The organism is Solirubrobacter ginsenosidimutans (assembly GCF_027587205.1).
On record NZ_JAPDOD010000076.1, the window covers coordinates 19,025 to 32,997 of the forward strand.

Below are 13,973 nucleotides of genomic sequence, written 5' to 3' on the forward strand. Positions count from 1 at the left end.
CCGACCGGACGCTGCCAGGCCTCACCGTTCTGGTCGTTGCCACCACTGCACCTAGCGCGTAGGGTCGCCCGATGCACATGGTCGCACTGCGTCGAGCGATTGCCCGAACCCTGATCGCGGGCGCGGCGCTCGCCGCCGGGGCGTCCGACGCGCAGGCGTTGCCCGACGGCTCCCGTCTGTCGGAGCAGGGCTCGTTCGCGCAGTACATCGAGTACTTCGGCGCGGCCCTCCCGATCTCGTACGGTGACGCGGTCGCCTACGACTCTGAGGGCAACGGCAGCCTCGCAACGGTGCCGGTCGGGTACGTGGGCAGCCATCCCGCGAGTCATTTCCCGGCGCAGAAGGTCGTCCGGGTCGTCGGCTATCCCGCGCACTTCCTCTACGACGGCACCCGCCTGCGGCCGATCAACTCGAACGCGAACTCGACCTGTTTGCTCTACCGCGGCGGGCAGCCTTCGCCAGCCGTCGTGCCGTCCTTCTGGGCCTGGGCGCTGCCGGAGTCCGGCGCCTCCGTCGAGTGCACGTTGCCCGATGGCACGCGATTCAATGAGGGCGGAGCCCAAGAGTACGTCGCGTGGTTCGGGGCGTCGCTGCCGCTGTCGGCCGCTGATCGCGCCGCCTTCGACGTCGCCGGCCTCTACCGTGCGGCGACGATGGCCGCCGGCTTCGTGGCGGCCCATCCGGCCTCCGGGTTCCCCGCGGGCCGCGTCGTCCGACCGGTCGGCACCGGGACCAGCTACGTCTACGACGGTGTGACGCTGCACCCGATCGCCTCGCCGGCGATCCTCAACTGCCTGCTCAAAGCCGGTAGCCAGAGCACTGCCGCGACGGTCCCGGTCATGTGGTCGGGCGTCCTGCCGGTCGGGGACGCCGCGGCATGCTCGGAGCCAACGCCCGAGCCGACACCCACGCCGCTCCCGGCACCCGCACCCGCTCCTAGCGCGGCCGCATCGGAACGCGTCACCGTTACGCTGGCGTTCTTCTTCAAGGCAGGAGCGAAGCGAACGACCTTCTCGAGCCTCAATGTCGAGGGCGTGCCGCCCGGCGCTTCGATCAAGGCAGTGTGCCGGCCGAAGTGCGCCCGCGCTTCGCTCGTCGTGCGCAAGGGCTCCGGGCGCGTCTCGTTGCGCAAGCTGATTGCCAAGGCGCGCCTGAAAGTCGGCACCGTCATCACCGTGACGGTGACCAAGCCGGGCGCGATCGGCGCCGTCAAGACCCTTCGCGTGCGCGCCAACGCGCGGCCGTCGCTGAAGACGGCGTGCCTCGTCCCGGGCGCGACGAAGCCGGCCGCGTGCTGACGGGTCAGGCGATGTAGATCGGCGCCCCGACCGGGACCTGGTCGTAGAGCTCCTCGACGTCCGGCACATGCATGCGGATGCAGCCGTGTGAGGCGCGCGAGCCGATCGATGCGTCGTCGGACGTGCCGTGCACGCCGACACCGTCGTAGATCCCCATCCAGCGGGCCTTGATCGGGTTCGTGGGATCATCGCCTGGGATCACCTTGCCCGCCAGATCCCCCGCCCATGCGGAGTTCGGCACGTGCCAGGCCGGATTGACGGCCTTGTTCTGGATCGTGTAGAGGCCGGCGGGCGTGTCGAGGCCGACCTGGCCGACCGCGATCCCGTACGTCTTGGCCTTCTTGAGGTTCTTGTAGAGCGTCAGCCTGAAGCTGTCGCGATCGACGATCAGGACCGCGGGGTACTTCTTGGCCAGCGACTCGGTCGAGACCTTCGGCTGTACGACGGTCGTCTTGATCTTGACCGTCTCCGTGTTGCCGGGGTCGAGCAGCGTCGTCTCGACCTCCTTGGCGAGCGTGTTGTACTTCACGCGCAGGCCGGTCTTCGATCCGTGCTCGTCGATGAAGCCCTTGCTGAGATCGACCTTCGCGTCGACGGGCTTGCTCTCCAGCGACTTGCGCACCCGCTTGACGAGCTTGTCGATCGACGGCTTGTTGTAGGACACGTTGGCCGCCAGTTCAGTATTGAGCGACTGGTTGCGCAGGTTGCGCCAGCTGCGGGAGAACATGCTGCCCTCCTGCGAGCGCTTGAGCGCCTTGTCCACCGAGCCGCGGATGTCGATCCCGATCGCCGCGGCCTTCTGCGACAGCGTGAAGGTCCGGTCCCTGTAGGTGACCTTCACGGGGCGATCGAGCGGAGCGAGCAGCGTCGCGGAGAGCTTCTTCTCCGCCTCCGCCCGCCTCATACCCCCGATCGGCACTCCATTGACCTTCACGCCCTCGGCGATCAGGTCCTTCTTGGAGTCGTCATAGAAATACGCACCGGCCACGCCGCCGATGCCGAGAAACGCCACGAAGGCAGCGAGAACGATGAGACGGGTACGCATTTGGTGGGCAGATGGTAGGCGTATCGACGGCGGACCCGGAAGTCCTGCAACGCGTGTCTCGCCTCACTCATGCGGCTCTTCTCTATGAACACTCGGTGACCAGCGGAGGAATTCCTCCACTTCGCGCTCGTATCGATATGGCGCGTTGGCGCTCTCTCTGAATGGTTTCAGGCGCAGAGCCGCTGCAAACGCCTGCACGGCTTCCCTCGTCGTCAGGTCGAAGCGGTAGCCCGAGCGCTTGATCCGGCGGTTGTCCAGGCCGCGCCCGTAGCGCAGCTGCTGGCGGACCTCGGCGGGGATGTGGAGACCGATCCGATTGGTAAGCCCGGTCGCCAGCCCGGTGCCCCACGGCGGCAGCAGCGGCGCGAACGGCTTGCCGAGCAGACCGGCGATCTCGCTCAACGAGAGCACCCCGTCAGGCGCGACGTTGTGGATCCCGGGCGCGTCGTTGACGACGACGTGGTGCAGCGCGCCGACGATGTCGTCCTCGTGGATGAACTGGTAGCGCGGGTCGAAGCCGAGGATCCCGGGGACTGCCGGCAGACTCAGCAGCGCCGTGTGGGCGGTCTTGAGGTCCGGCCCGAGGCCGTCGCAGAAGCGCAGCGTGGTCACGGTGACCTTGGCGTTGCGCGCGGCGAACTCCTGCACCGCGTCCTCGGCCTCGACGATGTCCGCCTCGATCGGCGCGCGCGGCGGATACGGGCGGTGCATCTCCTCGGTGAAGAAGCCCGGGTCGTCGCGCTCGCAGCCGTAGTAGTGCGCGCTGGACTTGAAGACGACCTTGGTGACCGGCGAGTCCGGCCCGCCGCAGGCCGCGAGGACGTTCATCGTGCCGAGCACGTTCATCTCGTGGACGACTCGTCGCGGCGCGGTCGTGGAGTCGACGATCAGACGGGTGTCGACGACGGTGTCGATCCGCGCGGCGTGGACGATCCGCCGCAGCAGCGCGTGCTGCGTCCCGACGCGGACGTACTCCGAGCGCAGCAGCGCGCAGGACGGGTGCTCGGGGCTGACGGCGATGATCGCCTCGTTCTCGGCGTCCTTCTCGAGCTCCTGGGCCAGCCGGCCGCCCCAGTAGGTGTCCACGCCGGTGATCAGGATGCGGCGCTTCACCCGAGCCACACCGACTTGCGATTGGCGAGCATGTCGTAGAGCTCCTCCTGGATGCACGCCCGGACCTCTTCGGCGACCGTCTGTACGAGGCCCTTGTCGTCCCACGGCGCGTCGCCCCACTGGTCGGTCGGGATCGGCTCCAGGAAGCGGATGGAGAACTTGGCCGGCAGGTAGGCGACGCCGCCGAGCAGGCCGAGCCACGGGAAGGTCGGCGTGATCGGGAAGTAGATGAGGCCGGTCAGCTTCTGCAGCGGCCGGATCTGGCCGAAGACCGGCATCGCCTCTTCGGCGCCGACGACCGCGACGGGGACGATCGGCGCTCGCGCGCGCATCGCGGACTCGACGAAGCCGCCGCGGCCGAACCTTCGGAGGCGATAGCGGTCCTTGTAGAGCTTCTCGGTGCCCTTGCGCCCCTCGGGGAAGACGAGCACGAGCTGTTCCTCGTCGTCGAGCAGGCGGTGCACGTTCGCCGGGTGGGCGGGGACGCCGCCGAGCTTCTGGACCAGCATGCTCAGGCCCGGATAGCCCTTGAAGAAGTGCTCGACGGTGAGGTGCAGCGGCCGGGGGCGCGGGTGCTCGGTCTTGATCGCCTTGGCGATCATCGCCGCGTCCGGCGGCAGCGCGCCGGCGTGGTTTGAGACCAACAGGGCGCCGCCGGCGGCCGGGACGTGCTCGATCCCTTCGACGCTCACGCGGAACCAGTAGTGGTAGAGGAACTCGTAGAGCGTCTTGTCGAGCGCGCCTTCGACGCGCTCGGAGCGGCCCCAATCGGTGATCTGCCGCTCGGGCTCCACCGCGGGCAGATAGGCGCGGTGTTCGGGCGGAGCGGGAAGTTGGGGCGGGTCGGGCGTCATCGCAGGACGGGCTGGAGGCGTCGTGCCAGTCCTGCCCAATCCTTGGCGATGATCACATCTTCCAGGTCCCGGTTCCACGGATGCTCGAGCGTCGCGGCGACGATCCCGGCCTCGCGCGCCTTGGTGAGCGTGCCGGGCGCGTCGTCGATCAGCACGTCGATCCCGATCTCGACGCAGCGGGTGAGCTTGTCATCCGAGCAATACAGCTCGTCGTGCGGGAGCCCGATCTTCTCCAGCCACTCGCGCGTGTGCGGGTGCGCGTCGACGGCCCGGTGGCTGGTGATGTGGATGAAGTGGCCCTGGTCGTGCCAGCGCTGGATCGTCTCGACGGCCCCCGGGTAGGGCTCGGCTTTGAGCACGTGCTCGGGGCTGTGCGTCTCCCGGACGCAGGCTTTCAGCTGCTCGGCGTCCAGCCGGTCGATCGCCCACGTGAACTGGGTCTCGTACGGCAGATCGACGTTGAAGCGGCGCTGCGCGATCTCCGCGAGCTGATCCCAGTAGGGATGTAGCGTCGAGTCGATGTCGATCGCAAGGCGCACGGCCGCTGGTACGGTAGCGGCGTGTCGGGGTTCCTCGGGCAGGTACGTGCACTCCCCGCCAACGCGTTCGTGCGCGCCAAGCCTGACCCGACCTACGCGGACGGCGACGACTCGACCTGGACGACCATCGACTGGCCGTCGCTGACCCACACCGAGATGGTCCTCGGCCGCGGCGTCAACGTGGTCGACAGCGGCGGCCCCGGCCCTCCCCTGCTCTTCCTCCACGGCCTGGGCGGGCTGTGGCAGAACTGGCTGCTCAACCTGCCCGCGTTCATGGGCACCCATCGCGTCATCGCGCCGGACCTGCCCGGGTTCGGCGGCTCGGAGATGCCGGCGGGGCGCATCTCGATCCAGGGATTGGCGCGGGTGATCGACGCGCTCTGCGAGCGCCTGGAGATCACCGACCCCGTCGTGATCGGCAACTCCATGGGCGGGTTCATCGGCGCCGAGCTCGCTCTGGCGTTCCCGACGCGGGTGCGCAAGCTGGTGCTGATCTCCGCCGCGGGGATCTCGGCGGAGAACATGTGGCGCGAGCCGATCTTGGCCATCGGACGGCTGATGGCGGTGAGCACCGCGCGGGTGGGCGTGAAGCAGCTCCCGGTCGTCAACCGCCCGCGGCTGCGGCGGGCGGCGCTGCAGCTCGTCATCCGCTACCCGGAGCGGCTCTCGGTGCCGCTCGCGTCCGAGCTCGTCGTGGGTGCGGGGACGCCCGGCTTCGTGGGCGGCCTGGATGCGGTCCTCGGCTACTCCTTCCGCGACCGGCTGCCCGAGATCGAGGTGCCGACCCAGATCGTCTGGGGGCGCAACGACATCCTCATCCCGGTCGAGGACGCGTACGAGTTCCAAAGGTTGATCGGGGACAACGCCCGCCTCGAGATCTTCGACGACACGGGCCACCTCGCGATGCTCGAACGGCCGTCGCGCTTCAACGCGCTGCTCGCGGACTTCATCGCCGAGTAGCGCCGTCAGTGATCAGAAAGTACGCCTGTGGCTTACTTTCTGATCACGCGGGCGCGACGCGCCCCCGTCAGCTCGCGACGGGCGTGCGGATCGGTGCGGGCGGCGTCGTGATCGCGCCTTCGGAGGCGCTGCTCACCTGGGCGGCGTACTTCGCGAGGACGCCGCGCGTGACGGTGGGCGCGGGCGGCTCGTAGTCGGCGAGGCGCTGCTGGATCTCGTCGTCTGAGATGTCGATGTCGATGCGGCGGTTGTCGACGTCGATCGTCACGGTGTCGCCCTCGCGGACGGCCGCGATCGGGCCGCGGTGGACCGCTTCGGGGGCGACGTGGCCGACCATGAAGCCGCGGGTGGCGCCGGAGAAGCGGCCGTCGGTGATCAGGGCGACCGTGTCGCCCAGCCCCTCCCCCACGATCGCCGCGGTGACGGCGAGCATCTCGCGCATGCCGGGGCCGCCGGCGGGGCCTTCGTTGCGGATCACGACGACGTCGCCGGGGTTGATCTGGCCGCTCGTGACGGCCGCCATCGTCGCTTCTTCGCCCTCGAACACGCGAGCGGGGCCGCTGTGGTGACGGCGCTCGTGGCCGGAGAGCTTGACGACGCTGCCCTCGGGGGCGAGGTTGCCGCGCAGGATCGCGATGCCGCCGGTCTTCTTGATCGGGTTGTCGAGCGGGCGGATGACCTCCTGGCCCTCCGCTTCGTCGGCCTCGTCGGCGTGCTGGCCGATGCTCTTGCCGGTCACGGTGGGCGCGTTCTCGTTCAGGAGGCCGAGCTCCTTGAGCCGGCTCGCGAGCACCGCCGTGCCGCCCGCGGCGTGCAGGTCGGTGGCGACGAAGCGCCCGCCCGGCTTGAGGTCGCAGAGGCTCGGCGTGGACTCCGCGATGCGGTCGAAGTCGTCGATGTCGAGCGGGACGCCGGCCTCGCGGGCGACCGCGAGGAGGTGGAGCACGCCGTTGGTCGACCCGCCGGAGGCCGCCACGGCGAGGATCGCGTTCTCGAGCGACTCCTTGGTGATCAGGTCGCTCGGCTTCTGGCCTCGCCTGAGGACATCCATGATCAGCTCGCCGGCCGCGTAGGCGACCTGGGACTTCGTGACGTCCTGGGCGGGGACGAGTGACGGGCCGATCGGGCTGATGCCCATCATCTCGAACGCCATCGCCATCGTGTTGGCCGTGTACTGGCCGCCGCAGGCGCCCGCGCCGGGGCTCGCCGCGGCCTCGATGTCGGCCAGTTCCTGATCGGTGATCTTGCCCGCCGCGTTGGCTCCCACGGCCTCGAAGACGTCCATGATCGTGATGTCGCGACCCTGGTAGTGGCCGGGCGGAATGCTGCCGCCGTAGAGCATCACGCCGGGCACGTCGAGGCGCGCGAGCGCCATCACGGTGCCGGGGATCGTCTTGTCACACGCGCAGAGCGCGATGACGCCGTCGAAGAAGTGGCCGAGCGTGACCAGCTCGATGCTGTCGGCGACGACTTCGCGGGAGACGAGGCTCGTCTTCATCCCGGACGTGCCCATCGTGATGCCGTCGGAGATCGCGACCGTGTTGAACTCCATCGGCGTGCCGCCGGCGGCCTTGATGCCGTCCTTGACGTGCTTCGCGAGCGCGCGCAGGTGAAAGTTGCACGGCATCGTCTCGATCCACGTGTTGGCGATGCCGATGATCGGCTTCGACAGCGCCTCGTCGTCGTAACCGATGCCCTTCAGGTACGCCCGCGCGGCCGCGCGGTCGCGTCCTTCGGTGAGAGCGCGTGAGCGATGCTTGAGGTCGAAGTGACCGTTCCCGGCAGCGGACATGGTCCGAGTTTACGCGGCGTGGCGTGGCGCCCTCGGCGCGCCGCAGCGGCGTGCGCCGGACCGCGCGGTCTCGTCGCGCGGCTACGCCGCGCCGCTTGAGGCGCGGCGATGGCGCTCGAGGCGCTCGCGCTCCCAGCGGCCGAGGCGCCAGATGTCGCGCTGGACCTGCCGCGGGTCGACCTGGCGGCCGGGAAGGTGCATGTTGGCGCTGGAGATCAGCCGCCGCTCGTCGCCCTTGAGCGCCATCCACTTGGCGAGCACGTCGTCGGAGTCCGGCAGGCGGGCGGACCCGTACGGCTTGGACTCGTCCGGGAACTCGACGCAGTACTCGTTGAGCAGGCGCCCGGTCTGCGGCAGGTAGGCGACGATCGGCTTGTGCGGGTAGATCAGGTACCCGTACGGGACGCCGCGCAGCTCCTTGTCGAGCGACTCGCCGCCCCAGACCCGGATCAGCCCCAGGTCCCGGTACATCTCCCACTCTTCCTCGTTGACGCAGGACTTCAGCAGCTCGCGGGCGCGCTGCTCGGCGCGGCGCTCACGACCCGGGTCGTACGCGTGGACGTCGCCGTCGGCGCGCGCGGCCTTGCGGGCGCGGCGTGACTCCATCCGGCGATCGACGTACGGGAGCATGACCTCCCACAGGAGTGCGATGACGACGATCGCCGTGGCGCAAAGGGCGACAGTCACCGCTCGCTGCTTACTACGACCCGCCCGCGGCGCGCGGGAAGAAGATGACCCGGCCGGCGGTGCGCGGAATGTCCTCGAACGCCCGCACCATCTCGGCCTCCCGCCTGCCGCTCTCCGACTGCACCGGAATCGCGGCCCACATCCCCTGCTCGAGCTGGCGCCGGAACTCCTCGACGAGCATCTGCTCGTCCTCGCCGACCTCGATGTCGCCCTCGGCGATCAGCTGCTCGCCATACCCCGGACGCATGCGCAGGAACTTCATGCCCGGCATTATGTCACGCCTGCCGAGCCAGCCGATCTGGCGTCACGGCCCGGACGGCAACTCCGAGCACGTTCACCGGCCCCGGCCCCCGCCCGATGCTGCGGTGCCCGTCCCGCACCGCCTCGGACGCGAGCCGCCGCGCCGCCCGCGCCGCCTCTTGGGGGCTGAACCCGAGCGCGAGATGCGCCGCGAGCGCGCTCGAATGCGTGCACCCGGACCCGTGCGCCGCCCCGTCGGGATGCCGCTCGCCCGCGAGCAGCGTGACGCTCGTCCCGTCGAAGAAGACATCCGTGACCTCGTCGCGATGCCCGCCCGTCACGACGACATTGGCCGGCCCGAGCCCGTGCAGCGCCCGCGCGAGATCCTCGACGTCGTCGCGCCCGCGCTCGGTGGCGCCCGCGCGCTCGGCGCCGGCCGCCAGCACGCGCGCCTCAGGCAGGTTCGGGGTGATCACCGTCGCCAGCGGCAGCAACTCGCGCACGATCGCCGCCCGCGCCTCGTCGTCGAGCAGCACCGCGCCGGACTCGGCGACCATCACGGGGTCAATCACGATTGGCACGCCGTCCTCGATGTGACCGAGCGCCTCGCGGACCGCGCGGACCGTCTCGGCCGTCCCGAGCATCCCGATCTTGACCGCGTCGACGCCGATGTCCGCCGCCACCGTCCGCACCTGCTCGATGATGAACTCGCCCGGGACCGGGTGGATGCCGGTCACGCCGACCGTGCTCTGCGCGGTCAGCGCCGTGATCGCGGTCATCCCGTGCACGCCGCAGCGGGCGAAGGCCTTCAGGTCGGCCTGGATCCCGGCGCCGCCGCCGGAGTCCGAGCCGGCGATCGAGAGCACGGCGGGTACGGGTCGGGGCATCCGGTTCAGGTTAGGACTGAGAGTCGGCACGCAGACGCCCGTCGTTCTGTCAGGCTTTTCTCGATGGCCCCCCTCCGCGCGGATGACCTCCTCGCCGACTACCCGGTGAGCGAGGGAGTCTTCGACGAAGCGTTCTCGTCCACCGGCGAGCCGCGACCGCACGCGCGCGCCGGGCTCGAGGCCGTCGCCCGCGCCGACACCGCCGAGCTGCCGGGCCGCATCAGCCGCTCGCTCAAGCGCGCCGGTGTCCGGTTCTCCTCCGTCGAAGGTGACCTCGAGTTCTACGTCGACCCGGTCCCGCGCGTCATCTCCGCCACCGACTGGGAGCCCGTCAAACGGGGCCTCGCCCAGCGCGTCCGCGCCCTCAACGCCTTCGTCGCCGACGTCTACGGCGACCAGCGCATCGTCGCCGAAGGCGCCGTCCCGGCCGAGGTGATCACCTCGGCCGACTACTACGAGCCGGCACTGCGCGGCCTTACGCCGCCGGGTGGCGTGTGGATCGGCGTCTCCGGGCTCGACCTCGTCCGCGACCAGAACGGCGAGTGGCTCGTCCTCGAGGACAACCTGCGCACGCCGAGCGGCTTCGCGTATCTGCACGCCACCCGCCGGGCCCTGCTCGAGCACGTCGACGTCCCACCCGACGCGACGCCGCGCCCGCTCGACGGCGAGATCGACCTGCTGGCCGACACGCTGCGCGCCGTCGCGCCCGAGAGCGCCCGCGGCCGTCGCGCCCCCCAGGCCGCCGTGCTGACCGACGGCGAGCACAACTCGGCCTACTGGGAGCACGCGTGGCTCTCGCGCCAGCTCGGCATCCCACTGATCACGCCCGACGAGCTCGAGGTGCGCGACGGCCAGCTCTGGCTGCTGCCCCGCGGCCTGCGCGAACCGCGCCGGATCGACGTGATCTACCGCCGCACCAACGCCGACCGGCTGGACTCCGACATCGGGCGGCTGCTGATCGAGCCGGTACGGCGCGGCACGCTCGGCCTCGTCAACCAGTACGGCACCGGCGTCGCCGACGACAAGCTCACCCACGCCTACGTCGAGCAGATGATCCGCTTCTACGTCGGCGAGGAGCCCGTGCTGCGCTCGGTCCCGACCTACGACCTCGCCCAACCCGCGCAGCTGGAGGAGGCGCTGGACGTCTTCGACGAGCTCGTGCTCAAGCCGCGCGCGGGTCACGGCGGCGTCGGCGTCCTGATCGCGCCGCACGCCACCCGCGAGGACATCGAGGCCACGCGCAAGGAGGTCCTCGCCGACCCGGCGGCCTGGATCGCCCAGCGGATGGTCATGCTCTCCACCCACCCGACGGTGGTCGAGGGCGGCCGGCTCGCGCCGCGCCACATCGACCTGCGCCCGTTCGTCTTCCTCGGCGAAGGTTGCACCCCGCGTGTCCTGCCGGGCGGGCTCACCCGCGTCGCCCGCTCCGAAGGCGCGCTCGTCGTGAACTCGTCGCAGAACGGCGGCGCCAAGGACACCTGGGTCATGCGCTGAGCGCGGAGTGGTCGCCAAAGCACCTGTGAGGTGCTTCAGCGACCCCGGCGTCGACCGGCGCGTCATGCCGCCCGCTCCCAGCGCCCGCGCAAGCCACGGCGGATCAGGCCGAGCCGCTCGAGCTCTCCGAGGCCGGCCATCGCCGACCGCGCGGCTTCTGGCGTCGCCGCCAGCTCGGTCAGCGAGCCGCTTCCGTCCTCGATCGCCTCCAGCAGGCGCTTCAGCGGCGGCGACAGCACGAGCGGCGGCGCATCGTCGCGCGCGGGGTACTCGCGGCCGGTCACGCCCGCGAGCAGCTCGAGCGCATCGGCGGCGTCGCGGATCAGCGGCGCGCCCGCCTGGATCAACCCGTGCGTGCCGGCGGAGAGCCGCGTCGTGACCAGACCCGGAACGGCGCCGACGGCGCGGCCGAGGTCGGCGGCGAAGTCCGCGGTGGTGAGCGAGCCCGAACGCTCGGTGGCCTGGACGACGACCGTGGCCGCCCCCAGGGCGGCGATGATGCGGTTGCGCGCGACGAAGCACCAGCGCTGCGCTTGGGCGCCGGGAGGCAGCTCGGAGATCACCGCCCCGCGCTCGGCCACCGCCGCGTGCAGCTTCCATCCGCGCGCGGGGTAGGCGACGTGCGCACTGGCCGCCAGCACCGCGATCGTGCTCCCGGGAGCCTCGAGTGCGCCGAGGTGCGCCTCGGAGTCGACGCCGAGCGCCAATCCGGACACGACGGGAACGCGCGCGGCGGACAGCCCGCGGCCGAGCGCCCGCGCGACCTCGAGCCCGTAGGACGACGCCCGCCGCGCCCCGACCACCGCGATCGCGTCCTCGGCCTCGAGCGCGGATGGACTGCCGAGGATGTGGACGACCGCCGGGGGGTCGTCGAGATCGCGCAGCGACCCCGGATACGCGTCGCGACAGCGGCAGACGATCTTCAGGCCGGCGGCCGAGGCCCGCTCACGAGCGGCGGAGGCGTCAAAGCGTGCGTAGCGGCGATCCACGTCCCCCGATGCGCCGATCTCGAGCAGCTCCATATCGGAGAGCGCGAGCACACCGCCGGGAGCGGTCCGTTGCTTGAACTCGATCTGCAGCCGGCCGGCGATCGCGGCGATCAGGTCCGTCCGGCGCAGGCAGTCGTCGCACGCGCTCATCCCAGCACCGGTCCGTGGGTTCCTGGGCCACGGGTGTGGGCCCTCGCTGAAGGGTTGCCAGGGTCGCTCATGCGGCCTCCGCCAGCTGGTGGGTGTCGTCGAGGCGCAGGCTGGCCGCGATGTTCACGTGCTCGGCGTCCACGACGTCGGACGCGTCGAGGTCGGCGACGGTTCGTGCCACCCGCAGGATGCGGGTGTGGCCGCGCGCCGACAGCGAGTGACGGTCGTAGAGCTCGCCCAGCAGGCGCAGGGCGCTCGCCGTGACCCGGCCGACGTCCCGGATCTGGCGCGACGTCAGCTGGGCGTTGCAGACCTCAGGGTGGTCCGCCAGCCGGCGCAACTGGCGCTCACGCGCGGTGACCACCCGCTCGCGCACCTGCGCGGAGGTCGGGGCGATCTGCACGCGCAGCGCCTCGGCCGGCGGGCGTTCGACGCGCATCAGGATGTCGATCCGGTCAAGCAGCGGGCCGGAGAGCCTGCGGCGATGGCGGACGAGATCGGCCTGCGAGCACTGGCAGCGGTTGTCGCCGAGGCCGCACGGACAGGGATTCGACGCGGCGACGAGCATGAAGCGGGTCGGGAAGACCATCACCTGCTGGCCGCGAACGATCGTCACGGAGCCGTCCTCCAGTGGTTGGCGCAGCGCTTCCAGGCTCGGCCGGGCGAACTCCGACAGCTCGTCGAGAAAGAGCACGCCGCGGTGCGCCAAAGTCGCCTCGCCGGGTTGCGGCGGGCTCGCACCACCCACCAGCCCCGCCGCGGAGACCGTGTGGTGGGGCGCGCGGAACGGCCGGGCGGTGACCAAACCGGCAGCGCCACGCAGCCCTGCCACCGACTGGATGCGGGTGACCTCGATCGCCTCATCGGCGCCCAACGGCGGCAGGATCGACGGGAGACGCCGCGCGATCATCGTCTTGCCGGTTCCCGGAGGTCCCTGCAGGAACAGGTTGTGCCCGCCCGCCGCCGCGACCTCCAAGCCGGGGATTAGGCCGTTGTGGCCGCGGACGTCGGCGAGCTCGGCCTCTGGCTCGGCGGCATCCGCCGGCACGTCGGGCATCGACTGTGGCTCGGCGTCCCCGCGCAGCGTCGCGACCATCTCCTGCAGCGAGTCGATGCCGAGGACGTCGATGTCCGCGACCAAGGCCGCCTCGCGAGCGCGCGAGCGCGGGATCACCAGCCGCCGCAACTCCGCGCGGCGAACGCCCTCCGCGACCGCGAGCGCGCCGCGGATCGCCCGCACCTCACCCGTCAGCGACAGCTCACCGACCACCGCGCACCCCTCGATCGTCTCCGGCTCGAGCTGGTAGGACGCGACGAGCAGCGCGACCGCCAGCGGCAGGTCGAACGCCGGCCCGACCTTGCGCAGGTACGCGGGCGCGAGGTTGACCGTGATCCGCCTGAGCGGGAACTCGTAGCCCGAATTGACCATCGCCGCGCGTACGCGCTCCCGCGCCTCGCGAACGGCCTTGTCGGCCAGCCCGACGACGGTGAACGCGGGCAGCCCCTGGCGGATGTCCGCCTCGACCCAGACCCGCCGAGCATCGACCCCGTCAACCGCGAACGTCGCGACGCGGGCGAGCATCAGGCCCCACCTTGGAGAACGGCGCCGATGGGCGCGACGAAGGCGGGACCGGCGGCGAGCGCGGCGGCCGCAGAGCGACCGCAGGGAGAGACGAGCGGGGAGAGCGCGGCGGCGGGCACCAGGCCCGCCGCCGCGCGCGGGGAGAAACGCGTGTGGGACGCCCCGCGGGGCGTGCGGAACGACACGACGGGCGCGGCGCCGCGCGGCGAGACCGCGCGCAACGACACGACGGGCGCGCCGCCGCGCGGCGAGACCGCGCGCAACGACACGACGGGCGCGCCGCCGCGCGGCGAGACCGCGCGCAACGACACGACGGGCGCGCCGCCGCGCGGCGAGACCGCGC

At 71.2% G+C, this 13,973-nt stretch carries 13 protein-coding genes and 1 pseudogene; 4 read left to right on the top strand and 10 right to left on the bottom strand.

Annotated elements, in window-relative coordinates:
• Positions 1 to 71 precede the first annotated feature (71 nt).
• The gene (locus OM076_RS41280) at positions 72 to 1,298 is read left to right on the top strand and encodes a hypothetical protein (protein WP_270046048.1); all 1,227 of its coding nucleotides are present in this window, start codon (positions 72 to 74) and stop codon (positions 1,296 to 1,298) included.
• A gap of 4 nt (positions 1,299 to 1,302) precedes the next feature.
• Here the strand turns inward: OM076_RS41280 and OM076_RS41285 are convergent, their stop codons facing one another.
• The 4 genes from OM076_RS41285 to OM076_RS41300 form a co-directional block, all read right to left on the bottom strand.
• Complete coding sequence (locus OM076_RS41285; RefSeq protein ID WP_270046049.1) at positions 1,303 to 2,343, bottom strand: L,D-transpeptidase family protein; 1,041 nt, start codon at positions 2,341 to 2,343, stop codon at positions 1,303 to 1,305.
• A gap of 63 nt (positions 2,344 to 2,406) precedes the next feature.
• Positions 2,407 to 3,456: an NAD-dependent epimerase/dehydratase family protein gene (locus tag OM076_RS41290; RefSeq protein WP_270046050.1), complete on the bottom strand. Its 1,050-nt coding sequence runs from the start codon at positions 3,454 to 3,456 to the stop codon at positions 2,407 to 2,409.
• Positions 3,453 to 4,310, bottom strand: a complete 858-nt coding sequence (locus OM076_RS41295) for a lysophospholipid acyltransferase family protein (RefSeq protein WP_270046051.1) — start codon at positions 4,308 to 4,310, stop codon at positions 3,453 to 3,455. The genes OM076_RS41290 and OM076_RS41295 overlap by 4 nt, the downstream gene beginning before the upstream one ends.
• Complete coding sequence (locus OM076_RS41300; RefSeq protein ID WP_270046052.1) at positions 4,307 to 4,849, bottom strand: 5' nucleotidase, NT5C type; 543 nt, start codon at positions 4,847 to 4,849, stop codon at positions 4,307 to 4,309. The genes OM076_RS41295 and OM076_RS41300 overlap by 4 nt, the downstream gene beginning before the upstream one ends.
• Before the next feature lie 21 nt (positions 4,850 to 4,870).
• On the opposite strand from OM076_RS41300, the gene OM076_RS41305 reads away from it, so the two are divergent.
• Positions 4,871 to 5,809 (top strand): alpha/beta fold hydrolase, encoded by a 939-nt coding sequence (locus OM076_RS41305; RefSeq protein ID WP_270046053.1) that lies wholly within the window; start codon positions 4,871 to 4,873, stop codon positions 5,807 to 5,809.
• Positions 5,810 to 5,876: 67 nt separating this feature from the next.
• On the opposite strand, the gene ilvD is transcribed toward OM076_RS41305, so the two are convergent.
• From ilvD to thiD, 4 genes are all read right to left on the bottom strand, one after another.
• A complete protein-coding gene (gene ilvD / locus OM076_RS41310) occupies positions 5,877 to 7,601 on the bottom strand; it encodes a dihydroxy-acid dehydratase (RefSeq protein ID WP_270046054.1) in 1,725 nt (574 codons plus the stop codon).
• Between the two features lie 81 nt (positions 7,602 to 7,682).
• Positions 7,683 to 8,288, bottom strand: coding sequence for a hypothetical protein (locus OM076_RS41315; RefSeq protein WP_270046055.1), 606 nt, complete (start codon positions 8,286 to 8,288; stop codon positions 7,683 to 7,685).
• 13 nt (positions 8,289 to 8,301) lie between these two features.
• The gene (locus OM076_RS41320; protein ID WP_270046056.1) at positions 8,302 to 8,550 is read right to left on the bottom strand and encodes a hypothetical protein; all 249 of its coding nucleotides are present in this window, start codon (positions 8,548 to 8,550) and stop codon (positions 8,302 to 8,304) included.
• 13 nt (positions 8,551 to 8,563) lie between these two features.
• The gene (gene thiD, locus OM076_RS41325; protein ID WP_270046057.1) at positions 8,564 to 9,415 is read right to left on the bottom strand and encodes a bifunctional hydroxymethylpyrimidine kinase/phosphomethylpyrimidine kinase; all 852 of its coding nucleotides are present in this window, start codon (positions 9,413 to 9,415) and stop codon (positions 8,564 to 8,566) included.
• Positions 9,416 to 9,478: 63 nt separating this feature from the next.
• Here thiD and OM076_RS41330 point away from each other — a divergent pair, with 63 nt between their 5' ends.
• The gene (locus OM076_RS41330) at positions 9,479 to 10,909 is read left to right on the top strand and encodes a circularly permuted type 2 ATP-grasp protein (protein ID WP_270046058.1); all 1,431 of its coding nucleotides are present in this window, start codon (positions 9,479 to 9,481) and stop codon (positions 10,907 to 10,909) included.
• Between the two features lie 62 nt (positions 10,910 to 10,971).
• On the opposite strand, the gene dprA is transcribed toward OM076_RS41330, so the two are convergent.
• Together dprA and OM076_RS41340 are read right to left on the bottom strand one after the other, a co-directional pair.
• A complete protein-coding gene (gene dprA / locus OM076_RS41335; RefSeq protein ID WP_270046059.1) occupies positions 10,972 to 12,048 on the bottom strand; it encodes a DNA-processing protein DprA in 1,077 nt (358 codons plus the stop codon).
• 67 nt (positions 12,049 to 12,115) lie between these two features.
• On the bottom strand, positions 12,116 to 13,630 hold the full coding sequence (locus OM076_RS41340) for a YifB family Mg chelatase-like AAA ATPase (protein WP_270046060.1): 1,515 nt from the start codon (positions 13,628 to 13,630) through the stop codon (positions 12,116 to 12,118).
• Positions 13,631 to 13,657: 27 nt separating this feature from the next.
• On the opposite strand from OM076_RS41340, the pseudogene OM076_RS41345 reads away from it, so the two are divergent.
• A pseudogene (locus OM076_RS41345) lies at positions 13,658 to 13,973 on the top strand (hypothetical protein); the annotation flags it as partial.